The organism is Treponema denticola, from assembly GCF_024181405.1.
In the GTDB taxonomy this organism is placed as follows: Bacteria; Spirochaetota; Spirochaetia; order Treponematales; family Treponemataceae; genus Treponema_B; species Treponema_B denticola_D.
This window is the reverse complement of the sequence record NZ_CP051302.1, coordinates 1,332,490-1,348,170: the sequence shown is the minus strand read 5'-3', so window position 1 is coordinate 1,348,170 and position 15,681 is coordinate 1,332,490. Positions and strand designations below refer to the sequence as shown.

Genomic DNA, 15,681 nt, shown 5'->3' with positions numbered 1-15,681 from the left:
TTATGTGGTATACTTTAACTTCAATATTTCCCTATGTTATAGCATATACAATTCCGCTTTTAGTTACTTCTTTGGGCGGTCTTTATAGTGAGAGGAGCGGGGTAGTAAATTTAGGGCTTGAAGGCCTCATGCTTGTAGGCAGCTTTGCCGCAGCTATTACCATCCATCTTTTAGAAGGCTTGATACCCTCCGGCCTTCTTATCCCCATAGGCCTTTTAGCTGCCGTAATTATGGGAATCTTATATTCTCTTTTACATGCCTTTGCCTCAATTACATTAAAGGCCGATCAGATTATAAGCGGTACTGCCATAAATATGTTGGCTGCAGCCTTGACGGTCTATACCGCAAGAGCCATCTTAGGTTCGGGAAATGTCCGCGTAAACAGCATAATCAGAAAAGATATTCCCGGCTTGGCGAATATTCCCGTTTTAGGGCCTTTATTCTTTTCTCAAAGTTATTGGAGTACATGGCTTGTTTTGGCTATTTTGGTTTTTTCTTGGTTTTTACTTTATAAGACCTCATTCGGCCTCAGGCTTCGAGCCTGCGGAGAACATCCTTCGGCCGTAGCCAGTGCAGGTGTAAATGTTCATAAGATGCGATACTTTGCCGTATGTGCGAGCGGTGCCTTGGCCGGTTTAGGCGGAGCCGTTATTCTTGTAACCTATTCCGGTGAATTTAACGGCAGTGTTGACGGCCTTGGTTTTTTAGCCCTTGCAGCTCTAATCTTCGGTCAATGGAAGCCTTTGGGCATATTGGGTGCAACCTTCTTTTTCGGTTTTGCCCGTACGGTTGCAAACGTATCTCAGGTTATCCCTTCCTTGAGCCTTATTCCGCCTGTTTGGCTTAAAATGTTCCCTTATATGGTAACCTTGATAGCCCTTGTTCTTTTCAGTAAAAATTCGGCGGCTCCCAAGGCTGACGGGGAACCTTATTAAGTTTTTTAATAAGGGAGAGCCTATGAAAAAACGCTTTTTTCGGCCGTTTAGTCTTATATTTAGTCTTTTTATAGCCCTTAATCTCTTTGGGCAAGAAAATACCGAAGAGGCCTTGTCCGAAAAGGTTCTTGGTATAGAGGGTATCTGGGAGAATGGAGGCCGGTTTATAGAATTTTCAAGAGATAGTGAAAAAAAATCTCTCGATATGAGGGTTGTTCTAAAGCCTTATTACCGCTTTGTATACGAAAAAATGGGGAATTTTTCTTCCTCCATAGAAACTCTTGAAAATTCCAAAAGTCAATTTTATTTGAGGGTAAACTATCCCTATGTTAAAAAAGCCGTTGTTTTTCCCGTATGTATAGAAAAAAACTTCTTTTTTACTTCGTTTTATAAAAAAATCCCTTATGAGGTAAAAGAAGAAAGCTCGGATAATCTTTTAGAAACAAAAGATAAAAATTCTTCAAGTTTCTTTGACGATAAAAAGAATCTCCTGGACGGCTTTTGGATAGAGCAGGGTAGTCCTGACGGCATCCTTCTTTATCCTAACGAAGCTCCTGCTTCAATAGACGCTTATTTTTTTACCGGAGACGATTATATCCGTTTCCGCTATTGGCTTGATGATCTTGAGTATAATGACAAAAAAGTGTCTGTTAAGGGAAATGACGGAACCGGTTACGAATTTCCCCGCCTTTTAAAAAGAGGCAGCCTTGTTTATTCATGCGTTACCAATACCGGCAGTATTTTACGCAATTATGAAACGGGAAAGTATACAACTTCTTCTGATTCAAATGCTGAAAATACCCAAGGCCTATTTTTAAGTTTTAATCCCCTTGGTGCAGGCCCCGGAACTCATGCCGTTCCCGATACTTATCCCAAAGCGCAGTTTTCGGTTTTAGAAAATTTACCTCTTTATATACTGGATGACGGAAAGGTCTTTGCAATGGGCTCTCCATTTTTGATCAGATCCGATATTAAAGATTTGGATGCCGAAATCGAAAAACAGAATGCAAAACGAAGGCCTTCGCCTGAGCCGTCTGTACCGACTGAAGATTTATAAAAAAGGAAGGAATTATGCATTATAAGGTTTTGTTTAGGATTGAAAAGTTTAACTTAATAGATAAGCTAAAGCATAAGATAACAAACTACAAAAGATATTGTGAAGAGTTGGGCGATACTGCCGAGATTGAGGTTGTTTTTGCCGGTGATGTTGTAAAATACTTTGAAAGTCTTGAAAACGATTTTACGGATTCGGGACTAGACATAGCTCTATGCCACAATGCCCTGACAGGACAAAACATGCCCGATATAAACTATAAAAACATTAGAACCGTCAGGGCCGGAATAGGCGAAATTATAAGCCGGAAAGCTGAAGGTTTTATCGAATATACGATAGAATAAATTGGAAATAATATTATAAAGAGGTACCTATATTTTTAATCATAGATACCTCTTTAAATCTTCTTATTCTTTAGGCCATGTCAGAACTTTTTCGCAAAGGGCAGCAAAGTCCTTAGCTATCTTTTTTGCATCGCTTACAGGGATAACGGCTTCCTGATTTAAGGTTTTTTCAAAGAAAAGTTCGATAGACTTAAATGTATCCGGAAGAGGGTAAAAAAGGAAGGCAAAGTTTATGCCTACCGGTTTTACTACGGTAAAAGCCGAAATAGCTTCTTGAGGAGTTTTGCTGTAAATAATGGTAGACTGATTTTTTGCAGTATAAATATTGGATTCTTTAAATCTCAAAGGGACCTGAAAATTCTTATCTCTAAATACAGGTTCGGTTGCCTTGTGAGGAAAGTTCGCAGGCTCTACCAAGAGGAAAAGTTTTTTTCCGTTTGTTTGGAATGTTAAGCCGTCCCCGGTCATATAAATATCTTTTACGGTTGAATATGAAATTATTTCATAAACACTGTAGGCCGAATCTTCCTTAAAAAAGGATGAAACGATGTATCCTTGATCCATTGGAAGTTTGTTTTGAGCATAGGCTTCAAAAAGGTCAATTGCTTTTAAATTCGACATAAAAATCTCCTTTTGATTTATAGGTAAAATTATACACTATTTTTTTTAAGTCTTCAAGGCTTAAAAACCGAACTTTGTCTAATTTTGTAAAAAAAAGACCTTGACATTTTTTGTGTTTTTTAGCATAATGTCCCTTGTACTTGGTGGGTATAGTTCAGGGGTAGAGCGCCAGATTGTGGTTCTGGTTGTCGTGGGTTCAAATCCCACTACCCACCCTCTGCGGAGCTTACAAGGCTTCGCATTTTTTTGCGCCTGTAGCTCAGCTGGATAGAGCATCGGACTTCGAATCCGCAGGTCGCACGTTCGAATCGTGTCGGGCGCATAGATTTGCCGCCTATTTTACTGTTTCCATAATTTTAATTACTTGACAAAACAGTCTGATTTTGGTAGGCTTAAAAATCTATTTTATTGTTATAAGAGGTGACGAATGGCGATTAAACAGCCTAAGGGAAAAACAGTTAGACGACTCGGCGTTAATATTTACGGCAACCCAAAATATGACAAACTTTTGGATCGCAAGCCGAATGGTCCCGGAAAAGAACGCGGCGCAAGAAAACGGGGCAAGACTTCTGTTTATGGTGAACAATTAAAGGAAAAACAAAAATTCAGATTTGCTTATGGAATTTCGGAACGGCAGTTTAGGAATCTATATAAAAAAGCAAGCCGAATGCCCGGTGTTACCGGTGACAATATGATTTCCTTGATGGAACAGCGTTTGGATAATACGATTTATCGAATGGGCTTTGCTATCAGCCGTGCACAGGCCAGACAAATGGTCACGCATGCTTATTTCTTTATTAACGGAAAGCCCGTAAACATTCCCTCGATGTGCGTAAGTGTAAACGATGTTATTACAACAAAAAATAAAAAAGGTATTCAAAACCTTATCCGTCATAATATGAGTACTTCTCAAAGTGCGAGAGGTTCTTGGCTCACAATTGATGACGAAAAACTTTCTGCAACAGTAAATATTTTACCTGTTACTACGGATATTCAGCCCGTAGGAAATATCCAGAACGTTGTTGAATACTATTCAAAAAATGCTTAAGCCTTAGCTTTAAGCTTGGTTTTAAGCTCTTGTACAAAACGGCTCATTCAAAGGATGAGCCGTTTTTTTATTCGTGCGGAGGCTTTAATACCCCGACGCTATGCGTCGTAACAAAGGGTATTAAAGCCGACTGCAACCACCTTATGAGAACAACATACCCCGATGCTCTGCATTGGGGTATGTTGATTCGTGCTCACCATGCTTGATTTTTTAGCTCTTTAGTTCTATAATAGTATTCACAATTAAATTTGGAGAACTTAGATGAGCGATAATCCCGAAACCGTATTAGATCAAAAAGATGATGAAGCTGTTGTTTTAGAAAGTGATAATGAAGCTTCCTTGGAAGAAAAGAAAAGGCCCGAACAAAAAGAAATAAAAATCAAAAAAAAGCACGGAATTTTCTTTAAAATCGGAATGACTTTTTTAGTCATTGTACTTGTACTGGTTTTACCAGTTGCAGGTTTTCTTATTTATTCTGCAATTGACGGTATAAATCCTATCGAGTATATACCTGAAGGGCATTATGCCTATGTAAACATAGATTCTGCAGGGGAACTTTTACAAAAGACTCTTTCAATGCAGACCCTTGATTCGGTTTTAAGCTCGCCTGAAACAGCTCAATTACAGGGAGCTATCCGTTCTTTTAGAGCCTCTCCAATGCTGTCCTCATGGTGGTTCGGCTCTGCCTCAAATATCAGCTTAGACATTGCGGCCTATCCCAACGATAATTTCTTGATTTTTGCTAAACTGGGTTTCCGTTCGGCAGGAACAAGGCTTTTACCCCTTATTTTAAAATTTAAGCCTGACTTATTGGATGACTTAAAAGAGCTTAAACCTCTTGACGAAAACGGTATAAGTTTTTGGCAGTATGATTTGGGCGGCGGTCAAGCTATATATCTCTTAAATTATAAGGATTCCGTAATTGCTTCTACATCCAAAGATTTATTTTTTTCGGCCCTATCTAAAAAGCATGAAGATGAGCACATTAAAACCTTGCGTAAATTTATCAAAGAAAAGAAGGGCGGAACTTTAAGCATATTAAGTGATGTAAATTATTTTACCAAAGACACGCCAAAAGACGATTCTATAAGCAATAATGTTGTGCGGGCCCTTAAATTTCCGGAAAATGCAAAGATAGATCTTAGCTTGGATTATAAAGATATACGTCTTTCAGGACTTTGTAAGTGGGAAACCGAATCCGAGGGCTTAAATACTATTCTTCAAAGGCAAGCCTTTATTCCGGGAATATTGAACAGACTCCCGAAATCTGCCGACTATATCAGTTTAATAAACATGGGGGACCCCCAATTTTTATTCCAAAACGGAAAAGATATTTTAGGTTCATCTATATTGCAATCATATAATTCGGCAAATAAGGCAGCCAAATTTGTTTTTAATAAGGGTATTGATGACTTGCTTTTTTCATGGATGGGAGAAGAGATAGGCGTTTTTGAAGTAAAACAATCCGATGTTCCTATCTTTTTTGTTTCATTAAAAGACGAAAAACTATGCAGGCAAGCCTTTGAATTAATCTATACCTCATTGTTTGTAAACAGAAATATCTCGGCCCTTGTTGACGGCATAAGAATACCGCGTATAGAATTTCCCGATATTTTAACGGGCCTTTAAGGTTGAGCTCCCAACTCCTTTTTATGTTATTGAAGGAGGTTATCTTTATCTTTCGCAGAGTGCGGAAGCTCTAGCCTCTACATTAAATGATGTAAGAAGAGGAGACTTGCTTGTAAAAACCGAAAACTGGAAAAACATAACTAGATCTATTTCTCCCGAAACCTCCGTCTTTGTCTATTATAATTTGGAAAATCAAGTTCCCTCATTTTTAAGGACAAATCAGGTTTTACAATCAGTCTTAAAAGGTTTCGGACGGGGCCTGATCTCAATCCGGTTTGAAAAAGAAAAAAAACTTAAATTTGAAGTCTATGCCCAAAAAACCGAAGCTCATTCCTTAGGAGAGCTTTCTGCTTTTCCATTCGAATTTAATTCAAAGTTGAGCTCGTACATCTATTGCGGAAAGGGATCAAACAATGTACCCTTTGCTTATTGGGTAAGCGGAACAAATCTGTATGCCCTAAATTTAGCCGATAAACAATTAAAGTCGATTAAACTCGATGATAAGGCTTATTTAAACCTCGATATTAAAAAGGGCATTGTGGATTCCGTTTGGGCAGTATCTGCTCGAGGAACCGTCTACAAAACGGATTATAATCTGGAAGTGTCCTCAGGCTTTCCTATTTTAACCGGAGAAAAATTAAGCTCTTCTCCGGCGATTATACAGGACAAGATAGTTGTTCCTCTAGCCAATAAGCCCGTTCTTTTATACGTAGACAGTTCAGCTTCCTTTTATTATTCGGATGAGATGAATACGCGTTTAAAGACTGCTCCCGCAGTGTACGGCAATTTTATTACGGCTGTTCCCCGTTCTTTTGACAGCTACATGTATGTTTTTGACGATAAGGGAAAAATTATTTCGGGTTATCCCAAAGAGCTTGACGGTATTTCGGCGGTTCAACCTATTTTATATAAAAATAACACTTACGAAGCCGTCTTGACAGAGCAGGGCTTGTTTTCTCTTAAGCCTTCACTTATTCAGGGAAAAGAGGGAGAGGTTTATTCCCTAGACCTTAACAGCTCTTGTAAAACTCAACCCGTTTATTCCGAAAAGCTAAAAATGTTCTTTTTGATTACCGATAACGGCTTTTTATATAAGATCGATACCGAATGTAACATAATCGACAAAATTTCTTTAAAGCAAAAAAATGCATCCGATTATCTTATTACTCTCATCGATCTTGATTCGGACGGTTATGATGATGTGCTTGTTTCGGGAGGAGGAAATTCCATATATGCTTATAGTGCCAATCTTTCGCCCATAAACGGTTTTCCTGTTGCCGGCACAGGAATTCCTTATCTAATCGATGTAGACGGAAACGGTCGGCCTGAATTGATAACTTGCGGTATAGATAACCGCATTCATTCTTATACGGGAGTTTCAAAATGAAAAATAAATTTATTCTTTTGCTGCTTTGTGTTTTGATGTTTTTTGTATCGTGTTCAACAATACAAAAAGATTCGATTTATTCTACTACATTATCTCAAGATAATATTCGGAATGTAGAAAATATTGAAATTAACATAGTCAGACAGTACAGGGAAAACAATCAAGAAAAGATTGAAGAGATAAAAAAGGATTTAAATGCTCTTTTAGCTGTCCCTTCATCGGATAGATCCTATCTTGCCTTGGTGTATGCCCTTTATGCCGATTACTTTTTACTAAACAGGGACAAGGTTTCTGCCAAAAAAATGCTTAAAACTGCGGAAAGCTATAATCCTCACGAAGAATATGTGCATTTGGTTAAATCGCGGCTAACCGACAAGCTTGAAGACAAAAGAGATTATTTGATTTCGATGATTAAATTGAATCCGAGGGCATACAGGCTGCAATCTGAGCTGGGCTTTGTCTATTACCTTTTGGAAGATTATACAAGGGCGCTTGTTGCCTTTGATGCTTCCTTGGATTTTTTAAATGAAGAGTATGGTCTTCTTTACGGTGAAAAGAGGGAGTACTGCCGCAAATTCTATAAGGTGGATTCGGATTTAAAAAAGTCGACGGCTCAAATTTTAACTCAAAGTAAGATAAGCCTTATAGATATGACAACCCTTACTCAGGATAATACCCATGCCCTTGATTCAATTACGGGTACGGCTTTTTGGCGGCCTGCAATGCTTGCAGACAGGCTAAAGGCTGCGGGCTGGTATGAGGATTCGGTCAATATTTCAAAGGGAAAGGCAACAAGAAAGGACGCAGCTCTTTTTTTGTGGCACCTCCTTATAGGTAATGACAATGAAGCCCTCACTCAATACAGCCGCCAATATGTCTATAGCGGAAAATCGAGCCCCATACAGGATGTCGCCATAGACGGTGTTTTCTTTGATGCAATCATAGGTTTGGTAGAAGAAGATATAATACCCCTGATTGACGGCCGGCTCTTTGTGCCTGACGGAGATGTTTCCGGTCTTGATTTTTATGAATGGCTGAAAAAAGCCGACGGTTTGAGATAAAGTAAAAACGGTAAATGCGAAGGCCAAGTGCTGGTTTATGAATTGCCGATGGCGTTCATCTATTATTTTTACTCAATTTTATACTGCAGCAGTAAAATCCTCAAATCTTCTTTGTTTGTTACACCTAAAAGACGGCATGCTGCTGCCATATCTTTTTTTACAACCGAAGTACTTACGTGATATTCGGCAGCGAGCTCTTCGTATGTTTTTCCGCCGTTGACTGTACCTTGAATAAAAAACTTTTGCCGCTCCGAAATGCCGTAGTCCGACAAGCGTAAGACTGAGCCCTTAGCAGGGAGCGGAATTTCAGGACTAATAATTTCTTCAACAGGCAAAAGAAAGGACAGCTTTGATTCCAGCTTTTTATAAAGACAGACCAGAAGCCCGAAGTGAAAAAGAGTAAGTGCAATTTCGAATATCGCCATTTTTATATTAAACGAAAAATAAAGACCTATCGTAATGAGCAGCCAGTACAAACAAAGTGCTGCAATCTTTTCTTTATAGCGGGTTTTAAAGTCTCCGTTTACAAAAACCATAACGCAGCCTGCGGTAAAAAGGAGGGTGCCGATACCGACAAAACCCATATGAGCGGTAAGACCACCTTCAATAAAAAATAAAAGATATGAAATCATTTTGCATTCCAGTTTTATAAACAAAAAGACACACAAACCGGCCGCAACCGCATTAACGGCAACATCAATCCACCGCACAACAGGAATAAAGCCTGCAAGCGGAACTTGCGTAGTAATGTTCATCACGAGTGCAACACACAACACAAAAAAAGCGGATGCATACATAATACGGTTTACGGTAAAAAACTCTCTCATAACGGAGCTAGTATAAAAAAATACGGTATAAAATACAAGTAGACGCCGAAATACCGAACAGGACAGGATGTCCGGTGGTTCTATTCTCACGAATTTTAACTTCTGCAGGTTTTAATTTGCTCTTTGCACCAGTCTACAACAATATCCATTTCAACAAACCGGAGCCATTCATCTACATCATGTTCAAGGTCATTTTTCATATATTAATATTCCTTCGGTTGAAACCGTTTTTTCCAGTGTGGGCCTTTTTATGCGCTCATCAAAGTTTAATACATCGTTTACAATTACATCGCAAGGGGTTGTTCTGCAGTTACGAATAGCCCGATATGCCTTTTGAGAAAGTAAAATCGGATTACCGCTTTTTTCGTCTACAGCCACATAAAAATCGTAGTCGCTTATTTCGGTTTCTTCGTTGCGTGCATAGGAGCCGAAAAGATAAATGCGTGCGGGGTCGAGAGCTTCTTTTATTTTTTCCGTTATTTGTTTGATTTCTTCCGTTATCATCGGTTATATTATACACAAAAAATAGGACATTTGCAACGGAGAAAAACACAACAATGCCGTAAATTTCAAGCGGGTTCCATTCTCACGACGTTTTGCCGTAAGGCAAAACTCGAAGCTCAAAATCGGACACGGATGTTCGATTATAAGCCGGATAGGATGTCCGGTGGTTCCATTCTCACGATGTTTTGCCGTAAGGCAAAACTCGAAGCTGAAAAATGTACAAGGATGTACATTTTTCAGCGAGTAACCAAAGTTCTTTTTCGGTAACCTTGGTTCTTTTTAGCAATATGAGTCCTTTTTAAATGGATAAAATATTTCAATCGTAGTATTATACCATTGTGATGAAAAGACTTTTAAAAATTTTAACGGCGGCAGTTGCCGTAATTTTACTTTTTACGGCTTGTCAACAATTTCTGGAAGATCCGGAAGATTTTTTAAGCTATTGGGCAAGCGAGACATTTGTCAAAAACCATAGCATAGGTTCGGCACATAGGCCGGACGGAGCAGGTGTGCCCTGTGTCGCCTCTTCGGCGCCCGTAGATATTACGCTTACAGTGCATAACCCGAAAGGCTTTTCGTTTGTTATGCCTACTTCTTCGGCATCGGCGGGCATTGTCGAATTTAAAGAAATTTCCTCACAGCCTGAGGCAGGAACGGATTATGAGCTGAAACAAACCGGTTCCGGCACGCTGAAGCTTACATATAAACCGTCCCTTTTACAAAAATACGAACAAGGTTCAGGCCGTTTAAACCCTACCATTACCCTTAAAGCTAAAGACGGCAGGGTATTCAAGAAAACCTATACCTTCGGCATAAAATCGAACACCCCGCCTCCAAAACCTGAAAAAATCATAATTGCAAAGACAAAAATAACGGGAACGGAACCAAAGTCTTATTACGTGCTCTGCCTTAAATTCGATTACAATGAAATGACAAGAAAGATAGGCGCCACCACCGAACCGGTACACAAGGATGTTAGAAAGATCACAATAAACAATTCCTCTTATAGTCTTTTATACGAAGGTAACAATTTAGACTTTAAAAAACCTGAAGGAGGTTCGTTTATCGAGCATGAAAAGGTAGAAAAATTAGACTCATCTTCCCCCAACGTGCCGTCAGGAGCGTGGGTTTTATACTATAAAACGGACATAAAAATAGGAGCCGGCAACGAGCAAACATCGTACACCGTAACCTTGCGTGACAAAGGAGGCGTTACTTCGGATGAGGCTGCCGCAACGATAGAAGCAAGCGGTCCGACTCACACCGTAACATTCAGTGTAGCGGGCGGACAGGGTGGAAACCTTAAAGGTGAGTATGGTTCGAATAATCAAACAGCAAGCGGAAGCACAGAGCAAACTTTTAACGTCCCGAGTGGAAGTACGGTGACCTTTACCGCGCAGCCCAATGCAGGCTGGGAAGTTGATAGCTGGAGCAGCAATGTAAGCGTAGACCCAAGCGACAACAAAAAGGCAACGCTTTCCAATGTAAGCAGCGATGCAACCGTAACGGTAAAGTTTAAGAAGAAGACCTACATCGTAACATTCAGCGTAGATGGTGGAACGGGCGGCACGCTTAAAGCAACAGTCGACGGTATCGAAATCCATTCTGGCTACAAGGTTGAGCATGGCAAAACGGTAGCCTTTACTGCAACACCGAATGATGGCTGGGAGCTTGACAGCTGGACGGGTCTAAGTTCTTCCTCGCTAACGGCAAGCCTCACTGTGGACGGCGATAAAACCGTAACAGTGAAGTTTAAAGGGGGTGAATTACATTTTAACAGCGGCGGATCCGGTGCGTGGAAACGGCTAAGAGAAGAAGCGGGAAGGACGGAAGGTGCCCACACCATCGTTATCAACGGGGAAATAAAAGCCACCGGCGGAGACGATAAGGGCGAAATTAAGCCGGGCAGAAACCTCACCATAAAGGGCAATAGCTCTTCCGCTGTTTTGCACGCAAACAGCCTGTCACGTATCTTTCATGTGCAAGACGGTAAAACACTCACTCTTGAAAACATAGAGCTTAAAAAAGGCATAGCGACCGGAGATAAAGGGGGCGGCGTATATGTAAAGAACGGCACGCTCATTATGAAGGACGGCATTATCAAAGACTGTGAGGCAAAAGACGGCGGAGGTGTGTACCTTGAAAGCGGCACCTTTAAGATGAGCGGTGCCGCCACCGTTACCCCCTCTACCGGACCTGATCAATATACGGCGGGCAAAAACGATGTGTATTTGGAGAGCGGAAAGACGATAACCGTTGACGGCACCTTGTCAAACAATCATGCAGCGCGCATTACGCCGCAAAGCTACACGGAGAATACGCCGGTGCTTACGGGCAATATAACAGGCGGCTCATCGCAAAACCGCAAAAAGTTCATCATACCGCCGCAGGCTGTTACGGTGGGATCGGAGAACGGGAAGATATTTTGGTACATTTCCGCTACCGGTTTGTTGAAAGCGGAAGTTGAGGATCTTGAAACGTTGAAAGAAGCAATCGATGCCGCACCCGCCGATGATAAGACTTTTATTATAAAGCTGGCAGGTACTATCGACGACCTTCAAACGGTTAAAATACCGGGACATAAAAAAATTATGCTAAAGGCGGATAACGCAAGTAAACCTGCAATCTTAAAATGTCCTAAGAAGAATGATAACGATTATAAACACTTACAGGTACAATACAATGCGTCATTAACATTAGAAGGTCAGATAACACTGCAAGGAGCTGACTACGGCAGTAATAGTCAATACGCGCTTTATGTAGAATATAAAGGCAAGGCGGAAATCAAAGACGGCGTAACTATTACCGGCTTTAAAAACGGCAACATAGGTACTGTGGTTTCAGACGGAGAACTTACCATGTCAGGAGGAGAAATTAGCGGCAACAAAGCTAAAAACGGCGGCGGCGTATATATACATGCCGCTTTCAGAAGCTTTACGATGACCGGCGGAACAATTAAAGGAAACACAGCAACCGAAAACGGCGGCGGCGTATATGTGGACGGGAACGGTCCTCTCAATATGCAGGGAAATTTTACGATGTCAGACGGAACAATTGACGGCAACACAGCCGGCAAAGGCGGCGGCGTATATTCACAGGGAAGTTTTACGATGTCAGGCGGAACAATTACCAAGAATAAAGCAAATACTGACGGTAAGGCGGTGATGCTTAATCATTATTTTTACTGGCAAGGCGGCGAGATAAAGGACAACCGAGGCAATGGCTCGGTAATTGGAGGCCCTGGTTACTATCTTTCCAACAACTCCGGTAACACAGCAAGCTAAGGGGATATGTTCAATTGGTAATGGATAATTTGGTTGAATTGATAATGTACAATTGATAAAGTGTAATTAATAATTGTTAATGGAAACAATAAAAACCGAAACGCCAAGTGCCGGTTTGTAAATTGCCGATTAATCCGCTGTGTTATGGTTGCTAGGGTGTTTAATAAACGTACCTCCTCTATTATACACTACGGTAGCTTGACTACTGTGATTACCCGTTATCTGACCGCTATTCCAGTTTACTGTTGGGCCGTAGCTGTTAAACTCCTCAATAGCTATGGCTGTTCCATGGCACTCAGTGCCTGCTACTTTTCTATGACCTGATATTTCAGGACTGATATTATCGTCAGCACCGGCTTCTCCTATTGTCAGCGTCGATGCTCCTTTAATATATATACCTACGCCGTAGCATTTTGTCGTTGTACTTGAATTGGTAGCTTTTGTATAAGAGTTATTTTTAATCTCGGTTTTTCCTTTTATAATTGTAGTCGAAGTAATTCCAAGCCATAAGCCGCAACCCTGAGGTATACAATTTGGGGAACTATTTGACCCTGTACAATCTATTTTATTATAACTTATTGAGCCGCCGATTATAAAAACTTTTACATTTTGATTTGGTATCATAATACCTGCCCCACAGTATGTCCCTACAGAGTCGGTTATTTTAATCGTGTTATATTCTACACTCGTATTTACAAGTGTTAAGATGCTGTTTTGACAGCTATCGAAAACAGATATACCCGCTCCGTAGCCATTTGTAATTTTACCGTTTTTAATAATTAGGTTTTTTAATGTGAGTTTAATATTTGATTCGTCCATTTCGAAGACGCGGTGCTTATTATCGGCATTTAAAGTAGTGTAGCTGTCGGTACCGATTATTGTCAAGTTTTTTGTAACCTTTAGAGGGGCGGTGGGAGAACTGCCGGCCGTTATTATACTCTGATTTAATTTAATTGTATCACCGGACTCAGCATCATTGATAGCAATTTTAAGGTCATTCCAGGTATTTATTGCAGGTTGATGTATCTTACTCAATACAGCCTTATTATCTTCATGTTTAAGATTGATGACAAATTCACTATTGAGAAGGTTAAATTTTCCTATGTCCTCCTCTGTGAGGGTATAATTATCATCGTTTGTAATAACCTCCTTATTTTTAAAAAAGTCTATATCATAATATTCTATTTTGATAGGTTTGTTGATATTCGGCTTTTTTAAATAAAACTTTGCATAGTTGAAGGCGATTCTTTGAATATATATTTGATTATTAGAATCTAATTTTATCTCATCTTCCATGTATAAGCTACTGTTGCCTAATAAGTAGATGTCTTTTCCGGTAGTTGCCGTATTCGATTGTATGGTAACTTTTTTAAGATATGTATGTGCCGAATTATCTCCATATATTGCACCTCCGGTTTCAGCATATCCGTTACTAAGTTTTATATTTTCAAGTTTAAGGGCATTCCTTTTTACATAAAAAATGCGGTTTTTATTGTTTGCATCAAGATTTGCATTATTTTTACCCACTATATTTACATCTTTGATTATGAGAATTTGGCCTTTGTTACTGTCAGCATCTGTAGCTTTTATTATACCGTCAATTTTTATTGTGTTCCGTTTAGTTACAGCCGTCTTAAGAATTCCCCATACAGGTACTGCAGAGTGTTGTGCTTTTATTGTATTAAAAACCTTGTAATGGTAGGTTTGTTTTTTACTTTGAGGAAAGCCGCCGCCTGCCGCCCAAAGTTCAAGTGTATAAACTGTTCCTCCCTCACTTGCGGTAAGACTTATTTGTGAAGGATCCGATACCGGACTATTGTTTAGCTTAGCCTTTATCTCAACTCCGCTGCCGTAATTTCCGAAAGCTTCCAATTTTATCTCATCTTTGTATGCCGTGTAAATTTGTATTGGGTTTGCGGATGATGAGTTTGTCTTATTTATATCGGTAATTATATTGCTTCCGGTTGAGTAAATACCTGTATTAATATAATTAGTAGGATTACCTATACTATTAAGCTTAATTGTAGGATAGGGCAACTGCGTTCCTGATGTTATCTGATCAGATTGAAGACCTTTTCTATCCGCTAAGCGGATTGTATAGTTTACTGCTGCACCTGTATCTACTTCAATATCCGTTTTATATCGGATTACCCAAGCGACGCTTACTTCAGAAGGTATAGGAGATCCGTCCAAGGTTGATAGACTGTTGCTCCCCACAAAATTATTGTCGTGACTAAAGTCCGATGCCCCGAAGGTAAGACTATAGGGTGTCGGTTGAGGGGCATTTCCTTTTCTTATTAATATTTTTAGTTTGTTGTCGGACTCATCATTGCCGTCGCCGTGTAAAAACTGTGAGCCGTTTATTATTGTGTTAATGTTTTCACCCTTCAAGCATAAAACATAGTATGTCGGATCGCCGTTTGTTTTTAATAAGGCTATTTGTTCAAGATTGGGAGGCGAGGTATTTACTCTCAACTTAAAGGAGTGAGTTAAAAATTTTCTGCCTTCTTTACTGTAAATAGTTATTTCAGGGTTTAAGTCATATCTACCCCATTCGTTTTTCTTCAGAAAGACTTCTTTTAAGGTAAGCTTGAGCTCCTTAGGACCATTTCGAGTAAGAGTGTAATCCGTGCCATACTCTGGGGCGGCGCCCGGGCCTGAGCCTATTGTTCCGCTCCCGAATCTCACTATATCTGAAGGGGCTCCTGAATCTTCAGGTGTCTGTATGACATAGTTTTGCGGATTTGTAAGTTTTATGGTTATGGTTTTGTCTGCATCGCTTGTAAGACAAGGATAGCTGTTGCTGTCCTGCTCGGTAGAGGGGATAATGGTATCCGTAACAAAAACCCTTGATGACCAATATTTAAAGTCTTTTTCGATATCGTCTAAAAACTGTTTACAGCCTGCAAAAATGATAAATAAAATTCCTATAATTAAAAACAATCTTTTACGCATATTTTTCCTCCTGTCAGAAGCCAAATTGCAAA

10 protein-coding genes, 2 tRNA genes and 1 pseudogene are annotated in these 15,681 nt (G+C 39.9%); 9 read left to right on the top strand and 4 right to left on the bottom strand.

Going from position 1 to position 15,681, the window contains the following annotated elements; translation table 11 throughout:
- Positions 1-2 precede the first annotated feature (2 nt).
- From HGJ18_RS06520 to HGJ18_RS06510, 3 genes are read left to right on the top strand one after another with little or no spacing between them, the layout of a single operon-like run.
- On the top strand, positions 3-935 hold the full coding sequence (locus tag HGJ18_RS06520) for an ABC transporter permease (protein ID WP_002679662.1): 933 nt from the start codon (positions 3-5) through the stop codon (positions 933-935).
- A 22-nt stretch (positions 936-957) separates the two neighbouring features.
- Positions 958-1,992, top strand: coding sequence for a hypothetical protein (locus HGJ18_RS06515; RefSeq protein ID WP_253698281.1), 1,035 nt, complete (start codon positions 958-960; stop codon positions 1,990-1,992).
- Positions 1,993-2,006: 14 nt separating this feature from the next.
- Complete coding sequence (locus HGJ18_RS06510) at positions 2,007-2,333, top strand: DsrE family protein (protein WP_002669775.1); 327 nt, start codon at positions 2,007-2,009, stop codon at positions 2,331-2,333.
- Between the two features lie 63 nt (positions 2,334-2,396).
- On the opposite strand, the gene HGJ18_RS06505 is transcribed toward HGJ18_RS06510, so the two are convergent.
- Positions 2,397-2,954: a hypothetical protein gene (locus tag HGJ18_RS06505; protein WP_253698280.1), complete on the bottom strand. Its 558-nt coding sequence runs from the start codon at positions 2,952-2,954 to the stop codon at positions 2,397-2,399.
- Between the two features lie 143 nt (positions 2,955-3,097).
- Between HGJ18_RS06505 and HGJ18_RS06500 the strand changes: the two genes are divergently transcribed.
- The 5 genes and pseudogenes from HGJ18_RS06500 to HGJ18_RS06475 all read left to right on the top strand — a co-directional run bounded on the left by HGJ18_RS06500 (position 3,098) and on the right by HGJ18_RS06475 (position 8,079).
- Positions 3,098-3,169, top strand: a tRNA-His gene (locus HGJ18_RS06500).
- Positions 3,170-3,202: 33 nt separating this feature from the next.
- Positions 3,203-3,276 (top strand) — tRNA-Arg (locus HGJ18_RS06495).
- 105 nt (positions 3,277-3,381) lie between these two features.
- Complete coding sequence (gene rpsD / locus HGJ18_RS06490; RefSeq protein WP_253698279.1) at positions 3,382-4,002, top strand: 30S ribosomal protein S4; 621 nt, start codon at positions 3,382-3,384, stop codon at positions 4,000-4,002.
- 261 nt (positions 4,003-4,263) lie between these two features.
- Positions 4,264-7,018 (top strand): annotated as a pseudogene (locus HGJ18_RS12855) (FG-GAP repeat domain-containing protein).
- Positions 7,015-8,079 (top strand): hypothetical protein, encoded by a 1,065-nt coding sequence (locus HGJ18_RS06475; RefSeq protein WP_253698275.1) that lies wholly within the window; start codon positions 7,015-7,017, stop codon positions 8,077-8,079. The pseudogene HGJ18_RS12855 and the gene HGJ18_RS06475 overlap by 4 nt, the downstream one beginning before the upstream one ends.
- Positions 8,080-8,147: 68 nt before the next feature.
- Here the strand turns inward: HGJ18_RS06475 and HGJ18_RS06470 are convergent, their stop codons facing one another.
- The gene (locus HGJ18_RS06470; RefSeq protein WP_253698273.1) at positions 8,148-8,906 is read right to left on the bottom strand and encodes a hypothetical protein; all 759 of its coding nucleotides are present in this window, start codon (positions 8,904-8,906) and stop codon (positions 8,148-8,150) included.
- A gap of 189 nt (positions 8,907-9,095) precedes the next feature.
- Positions 9,096-9,410: a nucleotidyltransferase family protein gene (locus tag HGJ18_RS06465; protein ID WP_253698272.1), complete on the bottom strand. Its 315-nt coding sequence runs from the start codon at positions 9,408-9,410 to the stop codon at positions 9,096-9,098.
- Positions 9,411-9,751: 341 nt separating this feature from the next.
- Here HGJ18_RS06465 and HGJ18_RS06460 point away from each other — a divergent pair, with 341 nt between their 5' ends.
- Positions 9,752-12,694 (top strand): InlB B-repeat-containing protein, encoded by a 2,943-nt coding sequence (locus HGJ18_RS06460; protein WP_253698321.1) that lies wholly within the window; start codon positions 9,752-9,754, stop codon positions 12,692-12,694.
- A 129-nt stretch (positions 12,695-12,823) separates the two neighbouring features.
- Here the strand turns inward: HGJ18_RS06460 and HGJ18_RS06455 are convergent, their stop codons facing one another.
- Positions 12,824-15,649 carry a right-handed parallel beta-helix repeat-containing protein gene (locus HGJ18_RS06455; protein ID WP_253698270.1) on the bottom strand — a complete coding sequence of 942 codons (2,826 nt, stop codon included), beginning with the start codon at positions 15,647-15,649 and terminating at the stop codon, positions 12,824-12,826.
- Positions 15,650-15,681: the final 32 nt, after the last annotated feature.